The organism is Acidobacteriota bacterium, assembly GCA_016184105.1.
GTDB lineage: Bacteria > Acidobacteriota > Vicinamibacteria > Vicinamibacterales > 2-12-FULL-66-21 > JACPDI01.
Map to the genome: position 1 here is coordinate 17,892 of JACPDI010000051.1, position 22,031 is coordinate 39,922.

Sequence of the window (22,031 nt, forward strand, 5' to 3'; positions counted from 1 at the left end):
ACGCCGTGTCCATAGACGAAGGGCTCAATCCGAAACGGCGCCTGGTCCTCGGCGTCCTCGCGATCGCGGTGGCGACCGCCGGCTTCAACGCGGGCCGGTTCGTCCTGCGGCCGACCACCCGGATCGCGCAGCCGATCCAGTTCAATCACCAGAAGCACGTCAAGGACGTCGGCCTCGAGTGCTCGACGTGCCACGAGCACTACACCACGAGCGAGCACTCCGGCCTGCCGTCGCTGGCGGTGTGCCAGGGCTGCCACTCGGAGCCGCTCACCAAGTCCGCCGAAGAACAGAAGCTGCTGAAGCTGGCGGCGAGCGAGCGCCAGCCCGCGTTCCGCAAGCTGTTTCGCATGGCCGACCACGTGCGCTACTCGCACCGCCGGCACGTCGCGATCGGCGGCATCGCGTGCGACACGTGCCACGGCGCCATCGCGGACACGACGACTCCTCCGCCCTCCCCGCTGGTGCGGATCACCATGGACACGTGCACGGGGTGCCACGCCGAGCGTGGCGTCAAGACCGATTGCACGCACTGTCATCGCTGAGGGAGGAACACCGATGTCGATGACGCGACGAGGTTTTCTGTTCGGTACGGCGGGCGCGGGTGTCGGGCTCGGGCTCGGGGCATTGTCCCACGAGTTCCCTCTCCCATCGCCCCAGTTCGGGCCCGAGTGGCAACCTGGCGCTGAAACCTTCGTGGCGTCCACCTGCGTGCTGTGCCCCGCCCACTGCGGGATCAAGGCGAGGCTGGTGGACGGCGCGCTGACCCGGATCGACGGCAACCCGTTGCACCCCGTGAGCCAGGGGGGGCTGTGCCCCAAGGGGCGCGCGGGCATCCAGCTCGCCTATCACCCGGCGCGCCTGAAGGGACCGGTCGAACGCGTCGGGCCGCCCGGATCCGATCGATTCGTGCCGATCTCGTGGGATGCCGCGCTCGATCGCGTTGCCGCGGCGCTGCGCGCTGCCCAGGCGGCACACCAGGCAGGCTCGGTGGAATGGCTCGTCGGAGACGCACCGGGCGTCGTCGGTGAGCTGATCGCGGCGTTCTGCCATGCGTACGGCACCGATCGGATCACCGTGGACGATTACCGCGACGGCTCGGCCGACGTGATGCGCCTCTGCCAGGGAATCGCGGCGCCGCCGGCGTTCGATCTGTTGTCGTCGGATCTCGTCGTCTCCTTCGGCGCGGCGCTGTCGGAGGCGTGGGCGGCGCTGCCGCTGGCCGCGAGAGCGCGCGAGGCCGCGGGGCGGCGCTGGGTGCAGGTTGACGTCCGTCTCTCGCGCACGGCGGTCAGCGCGGACGAATGGATCGCGGTTCGGCCCGGCACGTACGGCACGCTCGCGCTGGGGCTCGCCTACCTGCTCGCCAAGGAAGGACTCTACGACGCCGAATTCGTCTCGAGCCGGGTCTCCGGCTGGGAAGACTGGAGCGACCAGGGAGGGACGCACACGGGATTCCGATCGCTCGTCTTGAGGCACGGGGCGCCGGACAACGTCTCGCGCATCACCGGGGTGCCGGTGGCGCGACTCATCCAGCTCGCCAAAGCCTTCGGCACCGCCCAGCGGCCGGTGGCGATCTGGGACCACGCGGTCAGCTGGCGTCGCGGGGGCCTGTCGGACGCGCTCGCGATCCACGCGCTCAACGTGCTTCGCGGCGGCCTCAATCGCCCTGGAGGAGTGCTGGTCCAGGCGCCGGTCGCGCTGCCCGGCCCGCTTGACGGCTTCGACCGCGGCGCCGACCTGTCGCGCCGGCCACTCACCTCCGCCGCGTGGCCAGGCGAGCCCGGCGGCGACGCAGCGCGTGCGGCCCAGGTGCTGTTCCTCTACCAGTCGAACCCGGTCGCTTCGGCAGCGCGCGCAGACGAGGCCCGGCGCGCGCTCGAGCGCGTGCCGATGGTCGTGTCGTTCTCGCCGTTTCTCGACGAGAGCGCGCGCTACGCGCACCTCGTGCTCCCCGATCACACGTATCTCGAGCGCTGGCAGGATGCCCCGGCGCCGGCTGCGGTGGCGTTCCCCGTATGGGGAGTCGTGCGCCCGGTGATCGCGCCGCTGCAGGACACGCGCGCCAGCGGCGACGTCATTCTTGGCCTGGCCTCCCGCCTGGGCGGCAGTGTCAAGGCGCGTCTTCCCTGGGCATCGCTCGAGGAGATCGTGCGCCGGCGCGGCGTCGCGCTCGCGGGGGCGCAGCGTGGAAGCGCCTTCGTCGAGCCGTTCCGCCAGGGCGAGTTGCGCGAGCTGGAGAGCCGCGGCTGGTGGCTGCCCCACGGCGTGCCGGCCGAGGAGTACTGGCAGACGATCCTCGACTCCGGCGGCTGGTTCGATCCGATCTACGACTACCAGGATCGCAGCGCCGTCACGCAACACGCCGACGGCCGGGTGTGGATCTTCCCGCCCGAAGCAAGACGACGTCTTGCGAAGTCCGGCGAGCCCCTGACGGAGGGGTTCCTGCCGGCAACGGCCGAACCTTCCGAGATGCCGGCCGGGGACAAGACGTTCCCGCTACGGCTGGTTCCCTTCCGCGTCCTCACGCTCGCCTCGGGCGGAACGCCGCTGATGCCCTGGCTGCTCGAGCATATCGGGGTCCTGGCCGGCAACGCGTGGGAGACCTGGGCCGAGCTGAATCCGGAAACCGCCCGCGAGCTGGGGCTGCATTCCGGCCAGCGTGTGCGGGTCGAATCGGAACGCGGCGCGTTCGAGGCGACGGTGCGCGTCTTTGCCGGCGCGCAGCCCGGCGTCGTGAACGTGCCGTACGGACTCCACACGCGCGTGCGCGGATGGGGAGAGGCGCCGGCTGCCAACCCGCTCGTTGCGGTGGGTCCGGCGCAGGACATGGTCGCCGGTCTTCCCGACTGGTACTCGACACGCGTCCGGCTCACGCCGGCTTGAGGACAGCCATGCCGCGATGGGGAATGGTGATCGACCTCGACAAGTGCAACGGCTGCCAGGCGTGCGAAGTGGCGTGCCGATCGGAAAACAACATCGCCGTCGGCGGGCCGCAGGCGGCCGGCGAGAGCCGCACCATTTCGTGGATGCGCGTGCAGACGGAGGTCGAGGGCGAGTGGCCGAACCTGCGGGCCCGGTTCGTGCCGCAGCCGTGCATGCACTGCGACCGCCCGCCGTGCACGCTGGTCTGCCCCGTGCAGGCGACCTCGCGCGATTCGGAAGGCATCATCAGTCAAATCTACGCGCGGTGCATCGGCTGCCGGTACTGCGCGAACGCCTGCCCGTACACGGTGAAGTACTTCAACTGGCGGCGGCCATCCTATCCGGGCTCCACCGTCGCGGGGCTGAACCCTGACGTGTCGCTGCGCCCGGTCGGCGTCATCGAGAAGTGCACGTTCTGCCACCACCGCCTGCAGAAGGCGCGTGACGTCGCGCGGGCCGAGAAACGCCCGTTGCGGGAGGCGGATTACGTGCCGGCCTGCAGTGAGAGCTGCCCCACCGGCGCGATCGTCTTCGGGGATCTCGACGATCCGGATCACCGGGTGGCGCAGCTGGCGCGCGATCCGCGCGCGTTTCGTCTCCACGAAGACCTCGGGACTCAGCCCAAGGTCTATTACCTGGCGGAGCAGGACTGACGTGACTGATCTCGAGATCGTTTCCCGTCTGCCGCAGGACGAACGCGTGTTGCTCATGCCGCTCGTGCGCACGACGAAGACCTTCTGGCGATGGGCGGCCGTGATGGCGGCCATCTCGCTCTGGGGGCTCTTCGCCTACGCGTACCAGTTGAGGAACGGGCTGGGCGCAACCGGGTTGAACACGCCGGAGTACTGGGGCATCTACATCATCTGCTTCGTGTTCTTCATCGGCATCTCGCACGCCGGCACGCTCATCTCCGCGATTCTTCGCGTCGCCAACGCGGAATGGCGCCGTTCGATCACCCGATCCGCCGAATTCATCACGGTGCTGGTGATCGGCTTCGGCGCGATCCAGCCGGTGCTGGACCTGGGAAGGCCCGACCGCGTGCTGAACGTGATGCTGCACTCGCAGCCGTTCTCGCCGTTGCTCTGGGACGTGATGAGCATCGGCCTCTACTTCACGGCGAGCAGCGTCTACCTCTACGTGCCGATGATCCCCGACCTCGCACGCATCCGCGACCTGGGCCTGCGCCCGCGGCTGCTCTACTGGTTCCTGGCGATCGGGTACCACGACACGCCGGCGGCCCGGCACACGCTCGAGCGCCTGATTTCCGTCCTCGCGGTGGCCGTGATCCCGATCGCCGTGTCGGTGCACACGGTGATCGGCTGGATCTTCGCCCTCACGCTCAGACCCATGTGGCACAGCGCGATCTTCGGGCCCTACTTCGTCATCGGGGCCATCTTCTCCGGCATCGCCGCCCTGATCATCGCGATGGCGATTCTCAGGCGCGTCTACCGGCTGGAGGCCTACTTCAAGGACATCCACTTCAATCACATGGGGCTCCTGCTGCTCGTGATGTCGATCCTGTGGTTCTACTTCACGTTTGCCGAGCACCTGACGGTCTGGTACGGCGGCGAGGAGGCGGAGCTGGCCACCCTGTACTCGAAGCTGTACGGCGCGTTCTGGTTTCCGTTCTGGCTGATGTTCGCGACCTGCTTCGTCATCCCGTTCGGGCTGATGGCGCGCGCGAAGACCCGCAACGTCCCGGGAACCGTCATCGCGTCGGTGGCCGTGGTGATCGGCATGTGGCTGGAGCGCTTCAACATCGTCGTGCCCACTTCCCTGCACCCGCGCGGAGAGGTCGCCATCGCGCACTACTGGCCGTCGTGGGTCGAGCTGTCGATCATGGCCGGGACGTTTGCCGGGTTCGTGCTCGTCTACATGATCGCCACGAAGTTCTTCCCCATCGTGTCGATCTGGGAGATCAAGGAAGGCCGCGAGAAGTCCATCGAGGAAGTCACCGAACGCGTCTCCGAATATCTGCCGGACGATCTGGAGGCGGTGGCGTTATGAACAGGCGAGTGGCACTCATCGTCCTGGCGACGGCGGTGTGGGGCGCCGCGATGGCGGCGAGCGCGCGAGTGGCCGACGACCCGATGAGCGACGGGAATCCGTTCAAGGGTCGCGACATCTTCGTGCGGAAGGGGTGTGTCAGTTGTCATTCGATCTGGGGCAACGGCGGATCGCTCGGGCCTGACATCACCGTCGCGGTCGCCGGCAAGACGTGGGACGAGCTGGTCGGCGATTTCTGGAATCACACGCCGCGGATGATCGATGAAGTCAGCGCGCGCGGGTATCCGTGGCCCTCGCTCGACGCGCAGGAGATGGCCGACGTCCTGAGCTATCTCTACTACCTGCGGCTGTTCGACGAGCCGGGAAACGCCGTCCGCGGCGCCGACACGTTCGCGCGGCTGGAGTGCGGCAGCTGCCACACGCTCGGCGGGCGCGGCGGGAACACCGCGGGTCCGCTGGACCGGTTTGGCGCGTATCCCTCTCCCACCCCGCTCGCCCAGGCCATGTGGAATGCCGGACCGCGGATGCAGCAGGAGCAGCTGCGCCGCGGGAGAGACATTCCGCAGTTCACCGGCCACGAGATGGCCGATCTCCAGGCCTACATTCGCTCGGAAGGGCGTCGCGCGGGACGCGAGGTGGACCTGCAGCCGTTGCCGAGCCCGGGCCGCGGCGCCGAGGTGTACCGGCGCAAGCAATGCGGCACGTGTCACGACAGCCGCGGCGGGCGCGCCCCGGACATCACGCGGGCGGCCCTGTCGAAGACCGCGTCGGAGATCACGGGACTGCTCTGGAACCACAGCTACGCGATGGGCGCGATGATGCGCGCGCGCGGCGTGCCGTTCCCCCACTTCAGCGGCAGCGACCTCTCGGATCTGGTCGCGTACCTGTACTTCCGCGGCTACCTCGGCGACGAAGGGGTCGCCACGAGGGGCGCGGCGGTGTTCAAGAACAAGGGGTGCGCCGGCTGTCACGGCGCCGGGATCGCCGGAGCGCCTGACCTCGCCTCAGCGCTGAAGCGCGCGGACCGCCCCGGCCTTGCCGCCGCGATGTGGAATCACGCCCCGCAGATGCATCGCCTGATGGCGGAGAAAGCGCCGTTCTGGCCCAAGTTCGAGCCAGGCGACATGCGTGATCTGGCCGCGTACCTCCGCCGCCTTGCAACCTCGCCGGAGAACGCGGCCCGAAGTGGAAAGTCGAAGTCGTAGAGCACGTGTGAAGGAGGCCGATATGCGCCGTGCCATTCCCGGAGTGTTCCTGAGTGCGGTCGTGATCGCGTGGCTGGCCGCCTCGGGGTGGGTCCTCACGGCGTCCGCCACGCCCGCCCAGCAGGCGGCAGCGCCCGAAACGGCAGGAGGAACCTACGCCGGAACCGAGGTGTGCCTCACCTGCCATACCGAAAAAGCGGACAGCCTGAAGGGCACGCCGCACGGGCGCGCGTCGAATCCGCGCAGCCCGCTGGCCGGACAAGGATGCGAAGCGTGCCACGGCCCCGGCAAGGCCCACGCCGAGGCCGGAGACGCGACGCTCATCCGGCGGTTCGGCAACGGCGGCCTGGCGCCACGCGCCTCCGCCGAAGTCTGCACGGCCTGCCACGTCCGCGGCACCCATGCCCTCTGGACCGGGAGCCAGCACGAGCAGCGCAACGTCGGGTGCGTCACGTGCCACAGCGTGCACAGCCCCCGCGGTGACAAGCAGATCAAGGCGGCCACGCAGCCGGAGCTGTGCGGCGGCTGTCACCGGCAGATGGCGAACAAGTTTTATCGCTTCAATCACATGCCCGTGCGCGAGGGCAAGATGGTCTGCTCGTCGTGCCACAACCCGCACGGCTCGAGCAACGTCAAGCTGCTCAAGGCGGGGACGACGGTCGACCAGGCGTGCACGAGCTGTCACGCGGAAAAGCGCGGCCCGTATCTCTGGGAGCACGCGCCGGTGACCAATTCCTGCGTGACGTGTCACGACCCGCACGGATCGAACAACGAGCGGCTGCTCGTGGCCAAGGTGCCCTTCCTGTGCCAGAGGTGCCACGTCACGGCCCGGCACCCGCCGACGGTCTACGAGGGCTTCGCCTTGAGGAACACCACAAGCGCCAACCGGCTGATCGGCTCCGGCTGCGTCGTCTGCCACGTGCAAATCCACGGGTCGAACGCGCCGTCCGGGAAGTACTTCCATCGCTAGTGCGAGGAGGATTGCGATGCGTAACACACTGACGATGGCCATTGCCGGATCCCTGCTGGCGTCCGTGGCGTCGGCGCAGCAGCCGCCGCCGCCGCCGGCGTTCATCCCCACCGCAGGCTGGGCGGGCTCGATCGACTTCGGCGCGCGGCTGAACGCGGTGACGGGCGACCAGGCGCGCTTCGAACGGTTCGGCGACGTGCGCGACGGCGCGTCCACCCGGATCACCCTCGGCAAGGAGACCGCGCAGTATGCCTTCAGCGCGGAGATTTCCAACATCGGGTACAGAGACCAGCGATACGAGGCGAGCTACGATCGCCAGGGGCGGGTGAAATTCACGTTCCTGTGGGACTCCACCCCGTTCAACTACGCCTACAACTCCTCGACGCCGTGGGTCGAGCAGTCTCCCGGCGTGTTCACGCTCGATCGAACGGCGCGGCTGCTGGTGCAGAACCGGGCGCCGGGGGTGGTTGGCGTCGCGGCCAGTGCGGCGCAGCTCGCGACCCCGTCGATTTTCCGGGACCTCGCCTCGCCGCTCGACATCCAGTCGCGGCGCGACACGGCGAGCTTCGCCGGGACGTTGATGGCCACCCGCGAGCTGGCCATCAACTTCTCGTTCGCGTCGACCAACAGGACCGGGCACGAGCCGAAAGGGGCCTCGTTCGGGTTCAACGTGGCGAGCCAGGTGGCGGCCCCGATCGACACCCGCACCAACGACCTCTCGGCCGCCGCCGAGTGGCTTGGCCGGCAGGCGATGTTCCGCGTCGCGTGGGACGGCTCCTGGTTCAGGAACGGCATCCATGAACTGCTGGTCGACAACCCGGTGCGAGCCGATGACACCAGTCCTATCGACTACAGCGGGTATGCGAGCGGGCGAGGGGCGGCGCAGAGCCGCTTCGCGGCGGCTCCAGACAACAGCCTCAATACGATCAGCGCGACGGGACTCTACAAGCTGCCGGGACACAGCAACGTGAACGGCACGGTCTCGTTCGCGACCATGCGGCAGAACGACACGCTGATCCCGTGGACGAGCAGCAAGGTGATCGACAGCCCGGCGGTGTTCGCGCTGTTCCCGGGGCTCGCGAGCCTGCCGCGGAGCACGGCGGACGCCAAGGTGGAAGCGGTCAACGCCCTGCTCACCTACACCACGAGGCCGAACCGGTTCTTCGGCTTCACGACGCGCTACCGGTACAACGACCATCGGAACCTGACGCCCATGTTCGACGGCACCGACTACGTCCGCATGGACGCGGTCCCGGAGGAAACCGGCGGTCCGACCCGCCCGTTCAACGTCAGGCAGAGCACGTTCGACGTGAACGCCAGCTTCAACGTGGCGCCGCGCACGGACCTCCGGCTCGGCTACACGCTGGACGACGCCAAGCGGACGGGGCGGGAACTCAGCGACAGCACGGACTACACGTTCCGCGCCACGCTCGACACGGTGGGCGGGCCGTACGTCATGGTGCGCCTGATTTACGAGAACTCGCATCGGGTCGGCACCGGCCTCTCGCTGGAGACGCTCGAGGAGGCCGGTTTCCAGCCGGGCCTGCGGACCTACGACGTCGCCGATCGCGACCGGGACCGTGGCTGGCTGGTGGTCACGCTCACCCCGGCGTCCATCTTCGACGTCAGCTTCTCGCTCGCGGCCGCCCGGGATCGATACCGCGGCGACGGCCACCAGTTCGGGCTGCTGGACAACGACAACACCGTCTTCAACGTCACGGCCAACCTCCGGCCGGTCGAGAAGGTGCTGCTCGGCGCCAACTACGGCCGCGATTCGTACGACGCGCTGATGAAGGCGCGCAACGCGAGCCCGCTGGGCACCGACTACGGGAGCTGGATCGATCCGAACCGCGACTGGCTGCTGGACCAGGACGAGAAGGTCGACAACGTGAGCGTGTACCTCGACCTGCTCCAGGCGATCGCGCGCACCGACATCCGCCTGAGTTACGACTACAGCGACTCGAACAACGCGTACATCCACAGCGGCCCGCGCATCCAGGAGCTGATGACGTCCACGGCGTTCAGGCCGGGGGCGCCCAGGCCGTGCACGGCGCCGCTCACGTCCTGCTTCGAGCCGCTGCCGACCATTACCAACACGTGGCAGCGCCTGAAGGCGGACGTGACCTACATGTTCAGCCGCAGCGCGGGCCTCGGGTTCGGCTACTGGTTCGAGAAGTTCGACGTCAGCGATTACGCGACCGTCGATTTGCAACCCGGCACACCCCGGATCGACTACCTCGGCGTCATCGGCACCGGATACGGGAACCGGCCCTACAAGGCGAACACGGGATTCTTCCGGATCCTCTATCTGTTCTGATGACGCCGTCTGGAGGACACTCGCTATGCGCCCGAACGTGTTGATGCTCGTCGTCGCGGGACTGCTGTGGCCCGCCGCCGCGTGGTCGCAGGATGCTCTGGTTCAAAAGGGACAGCAGCTCTACGCCGCCCAGAAGTGCACGATGTGTCATTCGGTGGCGGGCAAGGGAAACCCGAAGGGTTCTCTCGATCACGTCGGCTCGAAGTGGAAGGCCGAGGAGCTGCGCGAGTGGATCGTGAACTGGAAGGAGATGGCGGCCAAGCACCAGGTGACCCGAAAGCCCCCGATGCTTGACTACTCGAAGCTTCCAAAAGCGGACGTGGACGCGCTGATCGCGTACCTCCAGACGCTCAAGTGACGTTCGCCGGCGACGGCGCAGAAGGCACGGGCTCAACGGTGGCCGGGCCTTCTGCCCGCGCGCCGGTCAGCGCCACGAGGCTCACGGTCGCGCCGGCCCGGGCGATCCGAATGGCGGCGCGCGCCATCACGAACAGCTGCTGCAGCACGATTGCCGCCACGATGCCCGCCCAGGCGCGCGTCGGGATCGCGCCGGCAAGGGCCGCGTAGAGCGCGAGCACGGCGACCAACAGGACGCCCAAGGCCAGATAGATCCCCGCGACCGCGCCGATGTGGCGCAGCACGACGCGCGCGGCGCCCAGCCAGGCGCGCAGCATGCCGCGCGTCTCGGTCGCAGCGGTCGCGACCCTCGCGCGCGCCACCTCCAGCACCGCCATCACAAACGCCACCAGCGCCCCGTACACGACGAAGCGGCCGAAGCCGAACGCGATCGACGCGCGCTCCCAGCTCGACTCGGAAAGCGGCGTCGCGATCGGGCGCGTGATCGCCGCGGCCGCTACGACGAGCACCACGGCGGCCACCGCGCTGATGACGAGCAGGCGGAGGAACCGGCCGAAGAAATGCCCGGCGCCGCGAAAGAATCGGTGCAGCAGCGGCCGGTCGTCGCGCGACACGATCACCTCCAGCACGCCCGCGGCCACCAGGGGATTGCTGATGAGGCCGACCGCGGCGAGGCCGAGCACCGCGCCGTTCAGCGCCAACATCGGCGAAAAGCGATCGTACTGCACCAGCTCCGCGGCCAGCCCGAGGAAAAACCGGTCGAGCAGACGATCGGCCCAGGGCGAGTCGTTGAACGCGGCGCCGAGCCAGCGCCAGGTCGCAGCGCCCGCCGCGAGCGCACCGAGCGTGCTCCACGCCCACAGCGTTGCCACCAGCTTGCCGTTGCCCGAGAGGGCGCGCGATCCGGAACGAAGGCAGGTCGTCATCATGGCAGCCCCCTCAGAAACCCATCACGGTCGCGAGGACGTTCTGAACCCAGAACATGACCCGCGTCGACCACCGCGTGCTGACGCGGCTGTCGGAATCGACGCGCCGCGCGTTGTTCAGGTAGTCCACGTCGAGCGGGACCTTGCGGTCGGGATCGACGTCCGCCCACTCGAGCTTCTCCCGGGTGGTCGTCCGGATCTTCAGCCAGCGATCGCGCCCATCCCACGTTCGCCGATCGATCCGGCCGCCCGCGTAGTGCAACGCAATCTGCACCGGAAAGACGATGTCCCCCTTGCGCTGGACCAGCACTTCCGACTCCCACGGCAGGTTGCTGTCATTCCGCTCCCTGTCGCGCGCCTCGGCGGCCTTCGTCGTCGTCCTTCCCTTCGGTCCGTCGATGACGCCTGCCGGCACCGTCGCCGTGCGCGATCTGACCGCGGCGACCGCGTAGTCAAGGACGCCCGTGCCCTTCACCGTCTGGTCGAAGAACCAGCCGAGGTCCCTGCCGGACACCTCGTTGGCGACGCGGAAGAAGTCGTCGCTGGAGGGATGCTTGAACCGCCAGCGCTCGTGGTAGGTCCGCATCACGCGCGCCATGGTTTCCTCGCCGAGATGACCCTCGAGCGTGCGCAGCACCAGCTCCGTCTTCGCGTAGGACGAAAACGAGTACGCGCCGCCCGACTCGAACTTCCACGACGGCGTCAGGATCGGATCGGACTTGCGGTTCGGGCTGTTCTGCGCGCGTGCCATCTCGAGGCCGCCGATGCGAAGCAGGCCCGCGATGTTCGCGACCGACGCGTCGCGGCCGTGGACCTTCTCCCCGATCTTGCCGGTCGAATACGAGTTGAATCCCTCGTCCAGCCACGATTCTTCGAACTCGTTGCTCGCCACGAGCCCGTACCAGAACTGGTGCCCGAACTCGTGGACCGTCACTTCCTCGACCGCGTTCACCCCATTGAGCGGACCGCGGTTCAGCAGCGCGGAGGTTCCCGCGGTAATCAGCGTCGGATACTCCATGCCGCCCGCGCCGGCGGCGCCGAAGGCGGGGTCGACCACGGTGAGGGTCTTGTAGGGATAGCGGCCGTACCACAGGCCGAAGTACTTGATGGCGTCCATCGCGGCCTTGAAGTGGCGCTCGGCCTGCACCAGGCGGGGCCGATGAACGAGCAGGATGGTCTCGACGTCGGATAACCGGACTTCGTCGAGCGATCGTCCGAGCAGCCGCGCGGCGTCCTGGTACTCCTTCGGCGTGACGTCGCGCGCCGCGGAGAATGTTCGCCGCAGTTCGACGTACTCCGGATCGGCCGTCCACGCGAAATCGTGCACGTCGTCCTGTGCGTGGACGAACGTGACGGTCCCGTCCTTGTTCTCCGTCGTGGACACGCGAGCGCCGGTTGCGCCGACCACAAAGCCGTTCGGCACGGTGATCGCGACGCGGTACGTGCCGAAGTCCGCGTAGAACTCGGAGTTGGCGTGGAACTGGTGGCAATTCCAGCCCCCCGTCGCCCGGCCCCGCATGCCCGCCGGCTCGTACACGCCGAGTTTCGGGAACCACTGCCCGACCATGTAGAAGTTGCGCTTGTACCCCGTGCGCGCGAACACCTCGGGCAGCTGCGCGCGGAACTCCACGTCCACCGCGACGCTTCCGCCGGGCGGCACCGCCGAGGGCAGCGGCACGCGCATCACCGTCTGATCCCCCGCGTTGTCATCGTCGGGGTGCTCGAAGGTTGCGCCGTGGAGCAGGTCGGCGCCGTTGGCGACGCGCATCGACGTGATGTCAATCCAGCCCCACGAGTCGCGCGTCATCCGGTCGCCGCGGAGCTGGCCGCCGGATTCGCGCACGAAGGTCGTGCGCGTGTTCTTGAACGCGTTCAGGTACAGGTGGAACCAGAGGTCGTTGACGGCGTCGGTCGATGGATTCTTCCAGACGATGTGCTCGCGGCCGATCAACTGCTTGCTGCCGGCATCGAGCCTGACGTCGATTCGGTACTCGACGATTCTCTGCGCGCGATCGGGGAGCGGATCGGCCTCAAGCAGCGGCGGGCAGGCTGTCGCCGCCAGGAAAAACAGACAGGAAATGTGCCGCATGCGACGCATTTAACCACAGGAGAGCTACCCGCGCAGCGCGAAGTTCACTTCGACGGTGAGAACCACTTTGACGGGCTGGTCGTCGAGGATCGACGGCGAGAACCGCCACTGCTTCACGGCGTCGAGCGCGGCTTCGTCGAGGAGCGCCACGGAGCGGAGCACGCGGGCGTCCTGCACGCGCCCTCCTTCGTCAATCAGGATTTCCAGAATCACGACCCCTTCGATCCGGGCCTGGCGGGCGGCTTCAGGATAGAGCGGATCGACGTGCCTCGTCTTGCGCGGTGACGGGATACCGGCACGCACGGCTTCGCGCCACGGACGCGGCAGCGGCGCGGCCGAGGACGGGGGCGGCGGCGCGACCATCGACCGCCGCGGCGGAGAAGCCGGCTGCGGGCCGCCGATCAGCAGCACGGCGACAAAGAGCGCGCCGCCAAAGAAGATCCGCGCCTGCCCCAGCCGGCTCATGGCACGCCGGCGGACCAGTCACGTACGGCCCGCGCGGCCACCTCCGGGCAGTCGGAGATCACGGCGTCCACGCCCCATCCGAGCAGGCGCGCGACGTCGTGCGGCGTGTCCACGGTCCACACCTGGACGGCAAGCCCGGCGGCATGCGCCATCTTGACGAACCGTTTCGACACGACCCGCTGGCCGGATGTCAGCTCCGGAACCTGGAAGGCCCTGTAGCCCGCCCAGAACGGGGCGATCCCCGCGTAGCTCGCGTACAACGCCAGGCGCGTCTCGTCGCGGGCCGATCCGGTGGGAATCCGCGGCTCGTACCGCCGCACGGCTTTGAGCGGCGTCGCGTGAAACGAACCCAGCGCGACGCGCTCGATGGCGCCCGCCTCCCGGACGAGATTCGCGACCCGAAGAGCGAGATCGGCGCTGGCGTCCTTCATCTCGATGATCAGGGCCGCGTCGCGGTATCGCTCCAGGACCGTGCGCAACCGGGGGACGCCGTCTCCCGATCCGAGGACGTTGAACCGCTCGAGCTCGGCGGCCGAATACGCGCTGACGGCCCCTCGGTGGTTTGTCGTGCGATCGACGGTGGGATCGTGGATGACGACGACCTCGCCGTCGCCCGACAGGCGCACGTCGAGCTCGAGCCCGTCCGCGCCGGCCGCCAAGCCGCCGTCGAACGCGGCGATTGTATTCTCGGGTCCGGCCTTCGCGCCACCCCGGTGCGCGAAGACCAGCGGGCGTGAGCCCCGCAGCGCTCGGTGCATGCGCCCATCCTACCTCCTACCTCCCACCTCCTACCTCCTGCTAAGATGCATCCATGGCCGCGAACACCCGGGGAGAACTCCGTCGTGCTGTCGATTCGGGCAGCGTCCCGTCCCGAACCGTCAAGGACGAGCTACGCGAAAACCTGATCGAGAAGCTGCGGGCCGGCGCGCCGCTCTTCCCCGGGATCGTGGGTTACGACGAGTCGGTCGTGCCGCAGATCGTCAACGCCATCCTCTCGCGCCACAATTTCATCCTGCTTGGCCTGCGCGGCCAGGCGAAGACGCGCATGCTCCGCGCGCTCGTCGATCTCCTGGACCGCGAGATCGCGGTCGTCCCCGGGTGCGAGATCCACGACGATCCGCTTGCGCCGATCTGCGGCGCGTGCCGGGCTCGCGTCCAGGCGGAGGGTGACTCGATGCCGGTCGCGTGGCTGCCGCGCGCGCGCCGCTACGTGGAAAAACTCGCGACGCCGGACGTGACGATCGCCGACATGATCGGCGACATCGATCCGATCAAGGCCGCGCGCGCCGGCCTCCAGCTCTCCGACGAGCTGACGATGCATTACGGGCTGCTGCCGCGGGCGAACCGCGGGATCTTCGCCATCAACGAGCTGCCGGACCTGGCCGGCAAGATCCAGGTGGGTCTGTTCAACATCCTGCAGGAGGGTGACGTCCAGATAAAGGGGTATCCCGTGCGCCTGCCGCTCGACGTGATGATGGTGTTCACGGCGAACCCGGAAGACTACACGGCGCGCGGCAAGATCATCACGCCGCTCAAGGACCGCATCGGATCCGAGATCCGCACCCACTACCCCGCCACGCGGCACGAGGGCATGCGCATCACGTCGCAGGAATCCTGGACCAGCCGCACGGTGTCGCCGGGCGGACGGCCGCGGCCGAACGCGCTGCGGGTCGAGATCCCCGACTACGTGCGTGAAGTGGTGGAGGAGATCGCGTTCCAGGCGCGGATCGATCAGAAGGTGGACAAGCGATCGGGCGTGAGCCAGCGGATGCCGATCACCTGCCTCGAGAACGCCGTGTCGAACGCCGAGCGGCGCGCGCTGCTGAACGGCGAGGCCATCGTCGTGCCCCGCGTGACGGACGTGTACAGCGCGATGCCGTCGATTACCGGCAAGTTCGAGCTGGAATACGAGGGGGAGCTGAAGGGAGCGGACCACGTCGCGCGCGAGCTGATTCGATCGGCCGCCGCCAACGTGTTCACCGGGTGGGTCGGCGACGCGGACTGCCGCGGCGTCATCGAATGGTTCGAGCTTGGCGGCACGCTGCAGCTTGACGATGCGGCGCCGGCCTCGCAGCTGGTCGAACGGGCGGCGCAGGTGCAGGGGCTTCGCCCCGTCGCCGAGCACCTGCTGGGCAAGGGCAGGCACTCCGAGCCGGCCGTCGCCTCAGCGATCGATTTCGTGCTCGAAGGGCTGTACGCCACCAAGAAGATCAGCCGCACCGAGGAGCGCACGTATTCGGCCGTGGAGGGGGCGCGCGCCCGGCCGCAGCAGGGGCGCAACGTCGAGGACCTGATGGAGCGCGAGCTGCCGCACCCGGCCGGCAAGAAGCGGTACTACAATTGAAATACCGGTACTCGCGATTCACCGGCGACGGCCTGGACGGCCTGGACCTGGAGACCCTGCTCTCGCAGCTCTCCGATTTGATGCTGTCCAGCGGCTTCGGCAGCCCGTACGACTTCGACGAGACCGAGCAGACGCTGCAGGCGCTGCACGACGCCATCCTCGACGCGCTGCTGAACGGCCATCTCCTGTCGGACGCCCAGCTCGAGAAGCTGCTCGGGCAGGCTGGCGACCCCGAGACGCGCGACGCGCTGGAGGAGCTGATCGAGCAGATCATCGAGCGCCTGCAGACGCAGGGCTACATCACCGCGCCACCCGATACCCGCGCCGAGCGCGAGCACCGCGAGCGGGGCCAGGGTGCCAGCGGGCCCGACACCCAGGCGCGCTTCGAAGTCACCGACAAAGCACTCGATTTTCTCGGCTACCGCGCGCTGCGCGACCTGCTCGGTTCGCTCGGCCGCTCGAGCGCCGGGCGCCACGACACCCACGACCTCTCGGCAGGCATCGAGGCGGGCGCCGCGCCGAAGCCCTACGAGTACGGCGACACGCTCAACCTCGACCCGAGCGCGACGATCCTGAACGCCGTGCAGCGCACGAGCGCGGAAAAAGGGGTCGGGAGCCTTTTTCCCGGAAACGAACAGCGGGAAAAAGGCTCCCGACCCCTTTTTACGTTGGACGTAAGTTACGAGGACCTCATGGTGGCGCAGGGGGAATACCAGAGCTCCTGCGCGACGGTGCTGCTCCTCGACTGCAGCCACAGCATGATCCTCTACGGCGAGGACCGGTTCACGCCCGCCAAGCGCGTCGCCCTCGCGCTCGCCAACCTGATTCGGCACCAGTACCCGGGCGACAGCCTGAAGGCGGTGCTGTTCCACGACTCGGCTGAGGAAATCCCGATCCAGCAGCTGGCGCGCGTGCGCGTGGGGCCGTACTACACCAACACGCGCGAGGGGCTGCGGCTTGCGCGGCGGCTGCTGGAGCGCCAACGGAAAGACATGCGGCAGATCATCATGATCACCGACGGCAAGCCGTCGGCGGTCACCCGCCCGGACGGGCGGATCTACCGCAACGCCTTCGGCCTCGATCCGTTCGTCATCACGGAAACGTTTGCCGAGGTCTCCGCGTGCCGCAAGGCGGGCATCATGATCAATACGTTCATGCTCGCGCGGGACTACGACCTGGTGAGCTTCGTCCGCAAGGTGGCGCAAATCTGCCGCGGCAAGGCGTACTTCACGACGCCCTACACGCTCGGCCAGTACGTGCTGATGGACTACGTGAACCGGAAGACCAGGACGATTCACTAGCATGCTCCCGCCGCTCATCCCGCTGTTCCCGCTGCCGTCGGTGGTGCTCTTCCCGAACGTGCTGCTGCCGCTGCACATCTTCGAGCCTCGCTATCAGCAGATGCTGGCCGACGCGCTCGCCGGCGACCGCGTCATCGGGATGGCGCTGCTGCAAGCGGGATGGGAGGACAGCGACGATGGACGCCCCGGCGTGTTCCCGATCGGCTGCGCCGGCGTCATCACGCACGTCGAAGCCCTCCCCGACGGCCGCTCGAACATCGTCCTGCGGGGACTGACGAAGTTCAGGATCCAGAGCGAGGACGGCTCCAAGCCGTACCGCGTGGCCCAGGTCGAGCCGATCGTCGAAGGGGTGTCGCGCGGGGACCGCGAGCGCCTGTTTGCCATCCGCAACCGGCTCGAGGAAGTCGTGCTGGCGGCAGCGTTGAAAGGGCGTCGCGAGCGGCAGTTCCCGCCCGACATCCCGGACGAAGACCTCGTCAACGCGCTCTCGCAGTACCTCGAGCTGGAGCCGCTGGAACGGCAGGCGCTCCTCGAATCGGAGGGGGTCGTCTCACGCGCGAAGCGGCTGCTCGAGCTGCTCGAGATGAAGGTGATCGCGTACCGGGCGCCGGGGGACGACCGGGTACACTGAACCACGTGCGACGTGCGACGTGCCACGTGCCACGTGCCACGTGCGGCACGTGGTCGCACGTCGCACGTCGCACGTGGTCGCACGTGGTCGCACGTCGCACGTCGCACGTCGCACGTCGCACGTCGCACGTCGCACGTCGCACGTCGCACGTGATTAGGTCGTCGGTGAAAGATGCCGCACGATCGACTTGACCACGACTTCCCCGTGGAGCCGGCCGTTCTCGATGAAGATGCGGCCGCTCTCGATGCCGGCGGTCACCGCACCCGCCACGAAGAGCCCCGGCACGTTGGTCTCGAAGGTCTCCGAATCGTGGACCGGGCCGCGCGTGTCCGGATCCAGGTCGACGCCGGCATTCCTGAGCAGCACGGGGTCGGACCGGTATCCGATGAGCAGGAAGACGGCGTCGGCCGGAATCTTCTCCCGATGGCCCGCCGATTCGACGATGACCAGCGACGGCGTGATCTCGACGACGCGCGTGTTGAACCGCGCCGCGATCGAACCCTCCGCGATCCGGTTCTCGATGTCGGGCTTCACCCAGTACTTGATCGACTCGCCGAGCGCCGCCCGGCGGTGGACGATCGTCACGCGCGCCCCCGATCGATGGAGGTCGAGCGCCGCCTCCGCCGCCGAATTCCTGCCGCCAACGACCACCACGTTCTTGCGGTAGTACGGGTGCGGCTCGGTGTAGTAGTGCGACACGTGCGGCAGGTCCTCGCCCGGGACGCCAAGCAGGTTCGGCACGTCGTACGCGCCGGTCGCGATCACGACCGCCCGCGCGTGGCTGACGCGACGCACGCCTCGCTCCGACCGTGTCTCGATCGCGAAGACCGGATGGGGCGTGGCATCCGGCGTGTGCCGCTCGATGCGGAGCACGGCCTCGTCGAAGCAGATGTCGAGCGCGAGCGCGTCGGCCGCGCGGCGGTAGTACCGCAGGGCCTCCAGCCGTGACGGCTTGTCGTTCGGGCTGACGAACGGCAGCCCGCCGACTTCCATCAACTCTGGCGTCGTGAAGAAGGTCATGTGCCGCGGGTAGTGCAGCAGCGAGTTGACCAGCGCCCCCTTCTCGATGATCTGGCAGCTCAGTCCGGCTTTCGTCGCGGCGATGGCGGTGGCCAGGCCGGCCGGCCCGGCGCCCACCACGATTACGTCCCGTAGCTCCATCAGTTCGTTCCCGCCTTCTTCTCCATGTCGAGACGGTTCGCTCCAACGCGGCCGTTGCTGATGACGAGCAGGACGTCCTGCAGCGCGCGCGGATGCTCCAGCGGATTGGTCTCCACCGCGATCGCGTCCGCCTCGAAGCCGGGCGCCAGCACGCCGACCCGCCCGTCGAGGCGCAGCAGCTCCGCCGCGGTGGTCGTCGCCGCCTGCAGCGCCTGCAACGGCGTCATGCCCAGCTCGACGAAGTTCGTGACCTCCTGCGAAATGCGCGTGAGGCTGTTCGGGCCGTAACCCGTATCGGCGCCGGTGACGATCTTCACCCCGATCCGATGCGCGCGCTGCACGGTGCCGGCAAGCCGCGGAAGCATGTGGCCGCCGCGGATCCGCAGCGCCGGGACGTCGTAGTCGCCGCCCGGCTCGGTGAGATCGACGACGGTGGTGTAGGTCGGCACCAGATAGGTGCCCTTCTCCTTCATCAACCGCAACGTCGCGTCGGACAGGTACGTGCCGTGCTCGATGCTGCGCACCCCGGCACGCACCGCCGCCATCGCCCCCTCGTCGCCGTGCGCGTGCGCCTGGACCGGGACGTTCCTGGTCGCGGCCTCCTGCACGGCGGCGCGCAGCTCGGCTTCCAGGTACACCTGCTTGCGCGGATCCGTGTCGGCGGTTCCGGCGCGCTCGGTCGCGAGAATCTTGATCCAATCCACGCCGCGCGCCAGGTTCGCGCGCACGACGCGACGGATGCCCTCCTCCGTCGCGACCCCGGTCCGCATCAGCGTCGACAGATCGGGGGCGTCGAAAAACGCCTCTTCCGCCAGTTGCGGGCGCACGTGGTAGCCGGCCGCCACGACATCCGGCGCCGTGACCGCCCCGCGCCGCACCAGCTCGCGCATCCCCACGTCGACAAATCCAGACACGCCGGAACTGCGGACGGTCGTGACGCCCGAATCCAGCGCGGCGCGCAGCGCCCGGAGATTCGCGATGTGGACGTGGGCGTCGATGAGACCGGGAACGAGGTACTTGCCGCCGAGGTCGATCACGCGGGCGCCCGCGGGCGCCGCGCCGGATCCAACCGACTCGATGCGTGCACCGCGGATCACGACGGTGGCGCGCGCCGCGATCCGCCCATCGCGCGGATCGACGAGGTTGGCGTTGACGAGAACAAGGGCCGCGTCTTCCTGCCGCGCGGAGACGATCCACGCGCATGCGAGAACAACCGCGACGCACAACACGGCCACGTGACGCTTCATAGCCCCTCTCTCTCTCGTGGGATCTGCAATCCGCAATCTGCCACGCCCTACCGGCGCCTGGCGGGGGCCCGCTTCGGCCGGTACTGCACCTGCACATCGCTCACCGTCGCGATCGGGGTGCCGGCGACGGTGTACGTCGCGGTCTGTTCGCGCCTCACGACGACGAGCTTCTCGCCGAGGAGGCTGGCCTGCTGGGTCGCCGCGTCCACCTGGAGGCGCACGTGCTCGGCGCCGATCGGCGCGACCGCTTTGAGGCCGCGCGGCCCAGCCCCCCCTTCAATCCGGTCGAACAGGTCGCGCTCGGCGAAAAACTCGGCCTGCACCGCCGCCCGTTCCACCAGCTCCGCGTCCATCGTGAGCAGCCCCACGACGGCGGTGTAGCTCGCGTACGCGCGTTTTGCGCGGACCTCTTCGTCCGAGTACGTGTGCCGGTTGTGGAGGGAGAAAGTGACGAACGCCGGGCCCTCGTGCGGCGGGATGGTGATGAGCACGCCGTCGGCGGGCTGGCGGCTGATGAGGACGTCGCAGAACTCGAGGCGCGTCCGGACGCCGCGCCCGAGAAGCGCCGGACACGTCAGCTTTGCCGCTTCGGTTTTCAGCGCGACGGCCGCCGGCTTGCGTGGCGTCGCGCGCCGCGTGGACCGCCGTGCCTGCGCATCGAGGATGACGCCGGCGCCGAGACCGCAGGCCAGCATGAGAGCCGCACATCGCCGCACGGTCGAAGTATAACAGCCGCCGGGGGCGTCAATCGGCGACGAGCGACCGCTCGGGCGTCGACAGACGCCTGGCCGGCTCGGGGCGCTTGATCAGCTCCAGGAACTCCGAGCGCGTCCGCGCATCCTCGCGGAAGACGCCGAGCATCGCGCTGGTGACGGCGTACGAGTTCTGCTTCTCAACGCCGCGCATCGACATGCAGAGGTGCGTGGCCTCGATCACGACGGCGACGCCCATCGGGTTGATCTTGTCGCGGATGATGTCGGCGATCTGCTGCGTGAGCCGCTCCTGGATCTGCAGGCGCCGGCTGAAGACGTCGACGATCCGCGGAATCTTGCTCAGGCCGATCACCCTCCCCTGCGGGAGGTAGGCGATGTGGCACTTGCCGAAGAACGGCAGCATGTGGTGCTCGCACAGGCTGTAGAAGTCGATGTCCCGCACGATCACCATCTCGTTATAATCGACGGAAAACAGCGCCTCGTTGATGACGCCGTCCACGTCGGTCCGGTAGCCGCTCGTGAGGAAGCGCAGGGCCCGCTCCACCCGCGCGGGCGTGTCGAGCAGGCCTTCGCGGTCCGGGTCCTCGCCGAGCTGCTCGAGCAACTGACGGATGATCTCCTGCATCCTCGTATTGTACATGTCGTTGGCGCAGCCTCCGGCTGCGGATCCGGACGCCCTCTACGCGCGCCGGGAAGAGCTCGCCTCCGCACGGGCCGCGGCGCAGATCTGGGCGGGGCGCCTGGGCCGCCCGGGCGGAAGTCCCGACTTCGAAAGCGCGTGGAAGCTGGCGCGCGCGGCGTACTGGATTGGGACGCACGCCGAGTCGCGAGAGATCCGGCGCACGGCGCTCGAGGAAGGGATTGACGCCGCCGCGGCGGCCATCCGCGCGCGGCCGGGCCGGCCCGAGGGACATTTCTGGCGCGCCGCCAACATGGGCGCCCTTGCCGAGTCATTCGGGCTGCGCATGGGGCTGAGGTACCGTGGCCAGATCAAGCGCGAGCTGGACACCGTGCTGACGATCGACCCCGGCTTTCAGCTCGGCTCCGCCGATCGCGCGCTGGGCCGCTGGTACTTCAGGGTGCCGGCGCTGTTCGGCGGCAGCCGGAAGAAATCGGAAGAGCACCTCCGCCGCTCGCTCGCGTACGATCCCACGTCGCACGCCTCGCTGTACTTCCTCGCCGAAACGCTGCTCGCGATGGATCGCCACGCGGAAGCGTGCGCCGCGCTCGAGAAGCTGATGGCGGCGCCCATCCACGACGAATGGGCGCCGGAGGATCGCGAGTTCAAGGCCAGGGCGCGGCGACTGCTGAGGGAGCCGCCGGCCTGAAGGCCGGCGGCTACACGGACGGCCGGCGGCGACACGGACTGCGGATAC

General features: G+C 68.6%; 20 protein-coding genes. 12 read left to right on the forward strand and 8 right to left on the reverse strand.

All coding sequences use genetic code 11. The features are described 5' to 3' along the window. The first annotated feature begins 5 nt into the window (after positions 1-5). The 8 genes from HYU53_17305 to HYU53_17340 are packed head-to-tail and all read left to right on the forward strand — an operon-like array spanning position 6 to position 9,779. Entirely contained in the window at positions 6-542 is a 537-nt protein-coding gene (locus HYU53_17305) for a cytochrome c3 family protein (GenBank protein ID MBI2222948.1), read from the forward strand. A gap of 13 nt (positions 543-555) precedes the next feature. After that, positions 556-2,883, forward strand: a complete 2,328-nt coding sequence (locus HYU53_17310) for a molybdopterin-dependent oxidoreductase (GenBank protein ID MBI2222949.1) — start codon at positions 556-558, stop codon at positions 2,881-2,883. Between the two features lie 8 nt (positions 2,884-2,891). Next, positions 2,892-3,575 carry a 4Fe-4S dicluster domain-containing protein gene (locus tag HYU53_17315; protein MBI2222950.1) on the forward strand — a complete coding sequence of 228 codons (684 nt, stop codon included), beginning with the start codon at positions 2,892-2,894 and terminating at the stop codon, positions 3,573-3,575. 1 nt (position 3,576) lies between these two features. After that, positions 3,577-4,929, forward strand: coding sequence for a polysulfide reductase NrfD (gene nrfD / locus HYU53_17320; GenBank protein MBI2222951.1), 1,353 nt, complete (start codon positions 3,577-3,579; stop codon positions 4,927-4,929). An 8-nt stretch (positions 4,930-4,937) separates the two neighbouring features. After that, the gene (locus tag HYU53_17325) at positions 4,938-6,134 is read left to right on the forward strand and encodes a c-type cytochrome (GenBank protein ID MBI2222952.1); all 1,197 of its coding nucleotides are present in this window, start codon (positions 4,938-4,940) and stop codon (positions 6,132-6,134) included. A 22-nt stretch (positions 6,135-6,156) separates the two neighbouring features. Then, on the forward strand, positions 6,157-7,104 hold the full coding sequence (locus tag HYU53_17330; GenBank protein ID MBI2222953.1) for a DmsE family decaheme c-type cytochrome: 948 nt from the start codon (positions 6,157-6,159) through the stop codon (positions 7,102-7,104). A gap of 16 nt (positions 7,105-7,120) precedes the next feature. Then, entirely contained in the window at positions 7,121-9,421 is a 2,301-nt protein-coding gene (locus tag HYU53_17335) for an MtrB/PioB family outer membrane beta-barrel protein (GenBank protein MBI2222954.1), read from the forward strand. A gap of 25 nt (positions 9,422-9,446) precedes the next feature. Next, positions 9,447-9,779, forward strand: a complete 333-nt coding sequence (locus HYU53_17340) for a cytochrome c (protein MBI2222955.1) — start codon at positions 9,447-9,449, stop codon at positions 9,777-9,779. On the opposite strand, the gene HYU53_17345 is transcribed toward HYU53_17340, so the two are convergent. The 4 genes from HYU53_17345 to HYU53_17360 are packed head-to-tail and all read right to left on the reverse strand — an operon-like array spanning position 9,772 to position 14,016. Beyond that, a complete protein-coding gene (locus HYU53_17345; GenBank protein MBI2222956.1) occupies positions 9,772-10,707 on the reverse strand; it encodes a hypothetical protein in 936 nt (311 codons plus the stop codon). The genes HYU53_17340 and HYU53_17345 overlap by 8 nt on opposite strands. A gap of 10 nt (positions 10,708-10,717) precedes the next feature. Next, positions 10,718-12,793 carry a M1 family metallopeptidase gene (locus HYU53_17350; GenBank protein MBI2222957.1) on the reverse strand — a complete coding sequence of 692 codons (2,076 nt, stop codon included), beginning with the start codon at positions 12,791-12,793 and terminating at the stop codon, positions 10,718-10,720. Between the two features lie 24 nt (positions 12,794-12,817). Continuing rightward, a complete protein-coding gene (locus HYU53_17355; GenBank protein ID MBI2222958.1) occupies positions 12,818-13,258 on the reverse strand; it encodes an energy transducer TonB in 441 nt (146 codons plus the stop codon). Further along, complete coding sequence (locus HYU53_17360; protein ID MBI2222959.1) at positions 13,255-14,016, reverse strand: glycerophosphodiester phosphodiesterase; 762 nt, start codon at positions 14,014-14,016, stop codon at positions 13,255-13,257. Before HYU53_17360 ends, HYU53_17355 begins: the two co-directional genes overlap by 4 nt. Positions 14,017-14,069: 53 nt before the next feature. Between HYU53_17360 and HYU53_17365 the strand changes: the two genes are divergently transcribed. From HYU53_17365 to HYU53_17375, 3 genes are read left to right on the forward strand one after another with little or no spacing between them, the layout of a single operon-like run. Continuing rightward, positions 14,070-15,602, forward strand: a complete 1,533-nt coding sequence (locus HYU53_17365) for a sigma 54-interacting transcriptional regulator (protein MBI2222960.1) — start codon at positions 14,070-14,072, stop codon at positions 15,600-15,602. After that, positions 15,599-16,903, forward strand: a complete 1,305-nt coding sequence (locus HYU53_17370) for a hypothetical protein (protein MBI2222961.1) — start codon at positions 15,599-15,601, stop codon at positions 16,901-16,903. The genes HYU53_17365 and HYU53_17370 overlap by 4 nt, the downstream gene beginning before the upstream one ends. A 1-nt stretch (position 16,904) precedes the next feature. After that, the gene (locus tag HYU53_17375) at positions 16,905-17,534 is read left to right on the forward strand and encodes an LON peptidase substrate-binding domain-containing protein (protein MBI2222962.1); all 630 of its coding nucleotides are present in this window, start codon (positions 16,905-16,907) and stop codon (positions 17,532-17,534) included. A gap of 153 nt (positions 17,535-17,687) precedes the next feature. On the opposite strand, the gene ypdA is transcribed toward HYU53_17375, so the two are convergent. The 4 genes from ypdA to folE are packed head-to-tail and all read right to left on the reverse strand — an operon-like array spanning position 17,688 to position 21,295. Beyond that, entirely contained in the window at positions 17,688-18,695 is a 1,008-nt protein-coding gene (gene ypdA, locus HYU53_17380) for a YpdA family putative bacillithiol disulfide reductase (protein MBI2222963.1), read from the reverse strand. Beyond that, positions 18,695-19,942, reverse strand: coding sequence for an amidohydrolase family protein (locus HYU53_17385; protein MBI2222964.1), 1,248 nt, complete (start codon positions 19,940-19,942; stop codon positions 18,695-18,697). Before HYU53_17385 ends, ypdA begins: the two co-directional genes overlap by 1 nt. A 47-nt stretch (positions 19,943-19,989) precedes the next feature. Further along, positions 19,990-20,637, reverse strand: a complete 648-nt coding sequence (locus HYU53_17390; protein MBI2222965.1) for a hypothetical protein — start codon at positions 20,635-20,637, stop codon at positions 19,990-19,992. Between the two features lie 49 nt (positions 20,638-20,686). Next, positions 20,687-21,295: a GTP cyclohydrolase I FolE gene (gene folE, locus HYU53_17395; GenBank protein MBI2222966.1), complete on the reverse strand. Its 609-nt coding sequence runs from the start codon at positions 21,293-21,295 to the stop codon at positions 20,687-20,689. Between folE and HYU53_17400 the strand changes: the two genes are divergently transcribed. Further along, positions 21,294-21,983 carry a hypothetical protein gene (locus HYU53_17400; GenBank protein ID MBI2222967.1) on the forward strand — a complete coding sequence of 230 codons (690 nt, stop codon included), beginning with the start codon at positions 21,294-21,296 and terminating at the stop codon, positions 21,981-21,983. The two genes, folE and HYU53_17400, sit on opposite strands and share 2 nt — an antisense overlap. Positions 21,984-22,031: the final 48 nt, after the last annotated feature.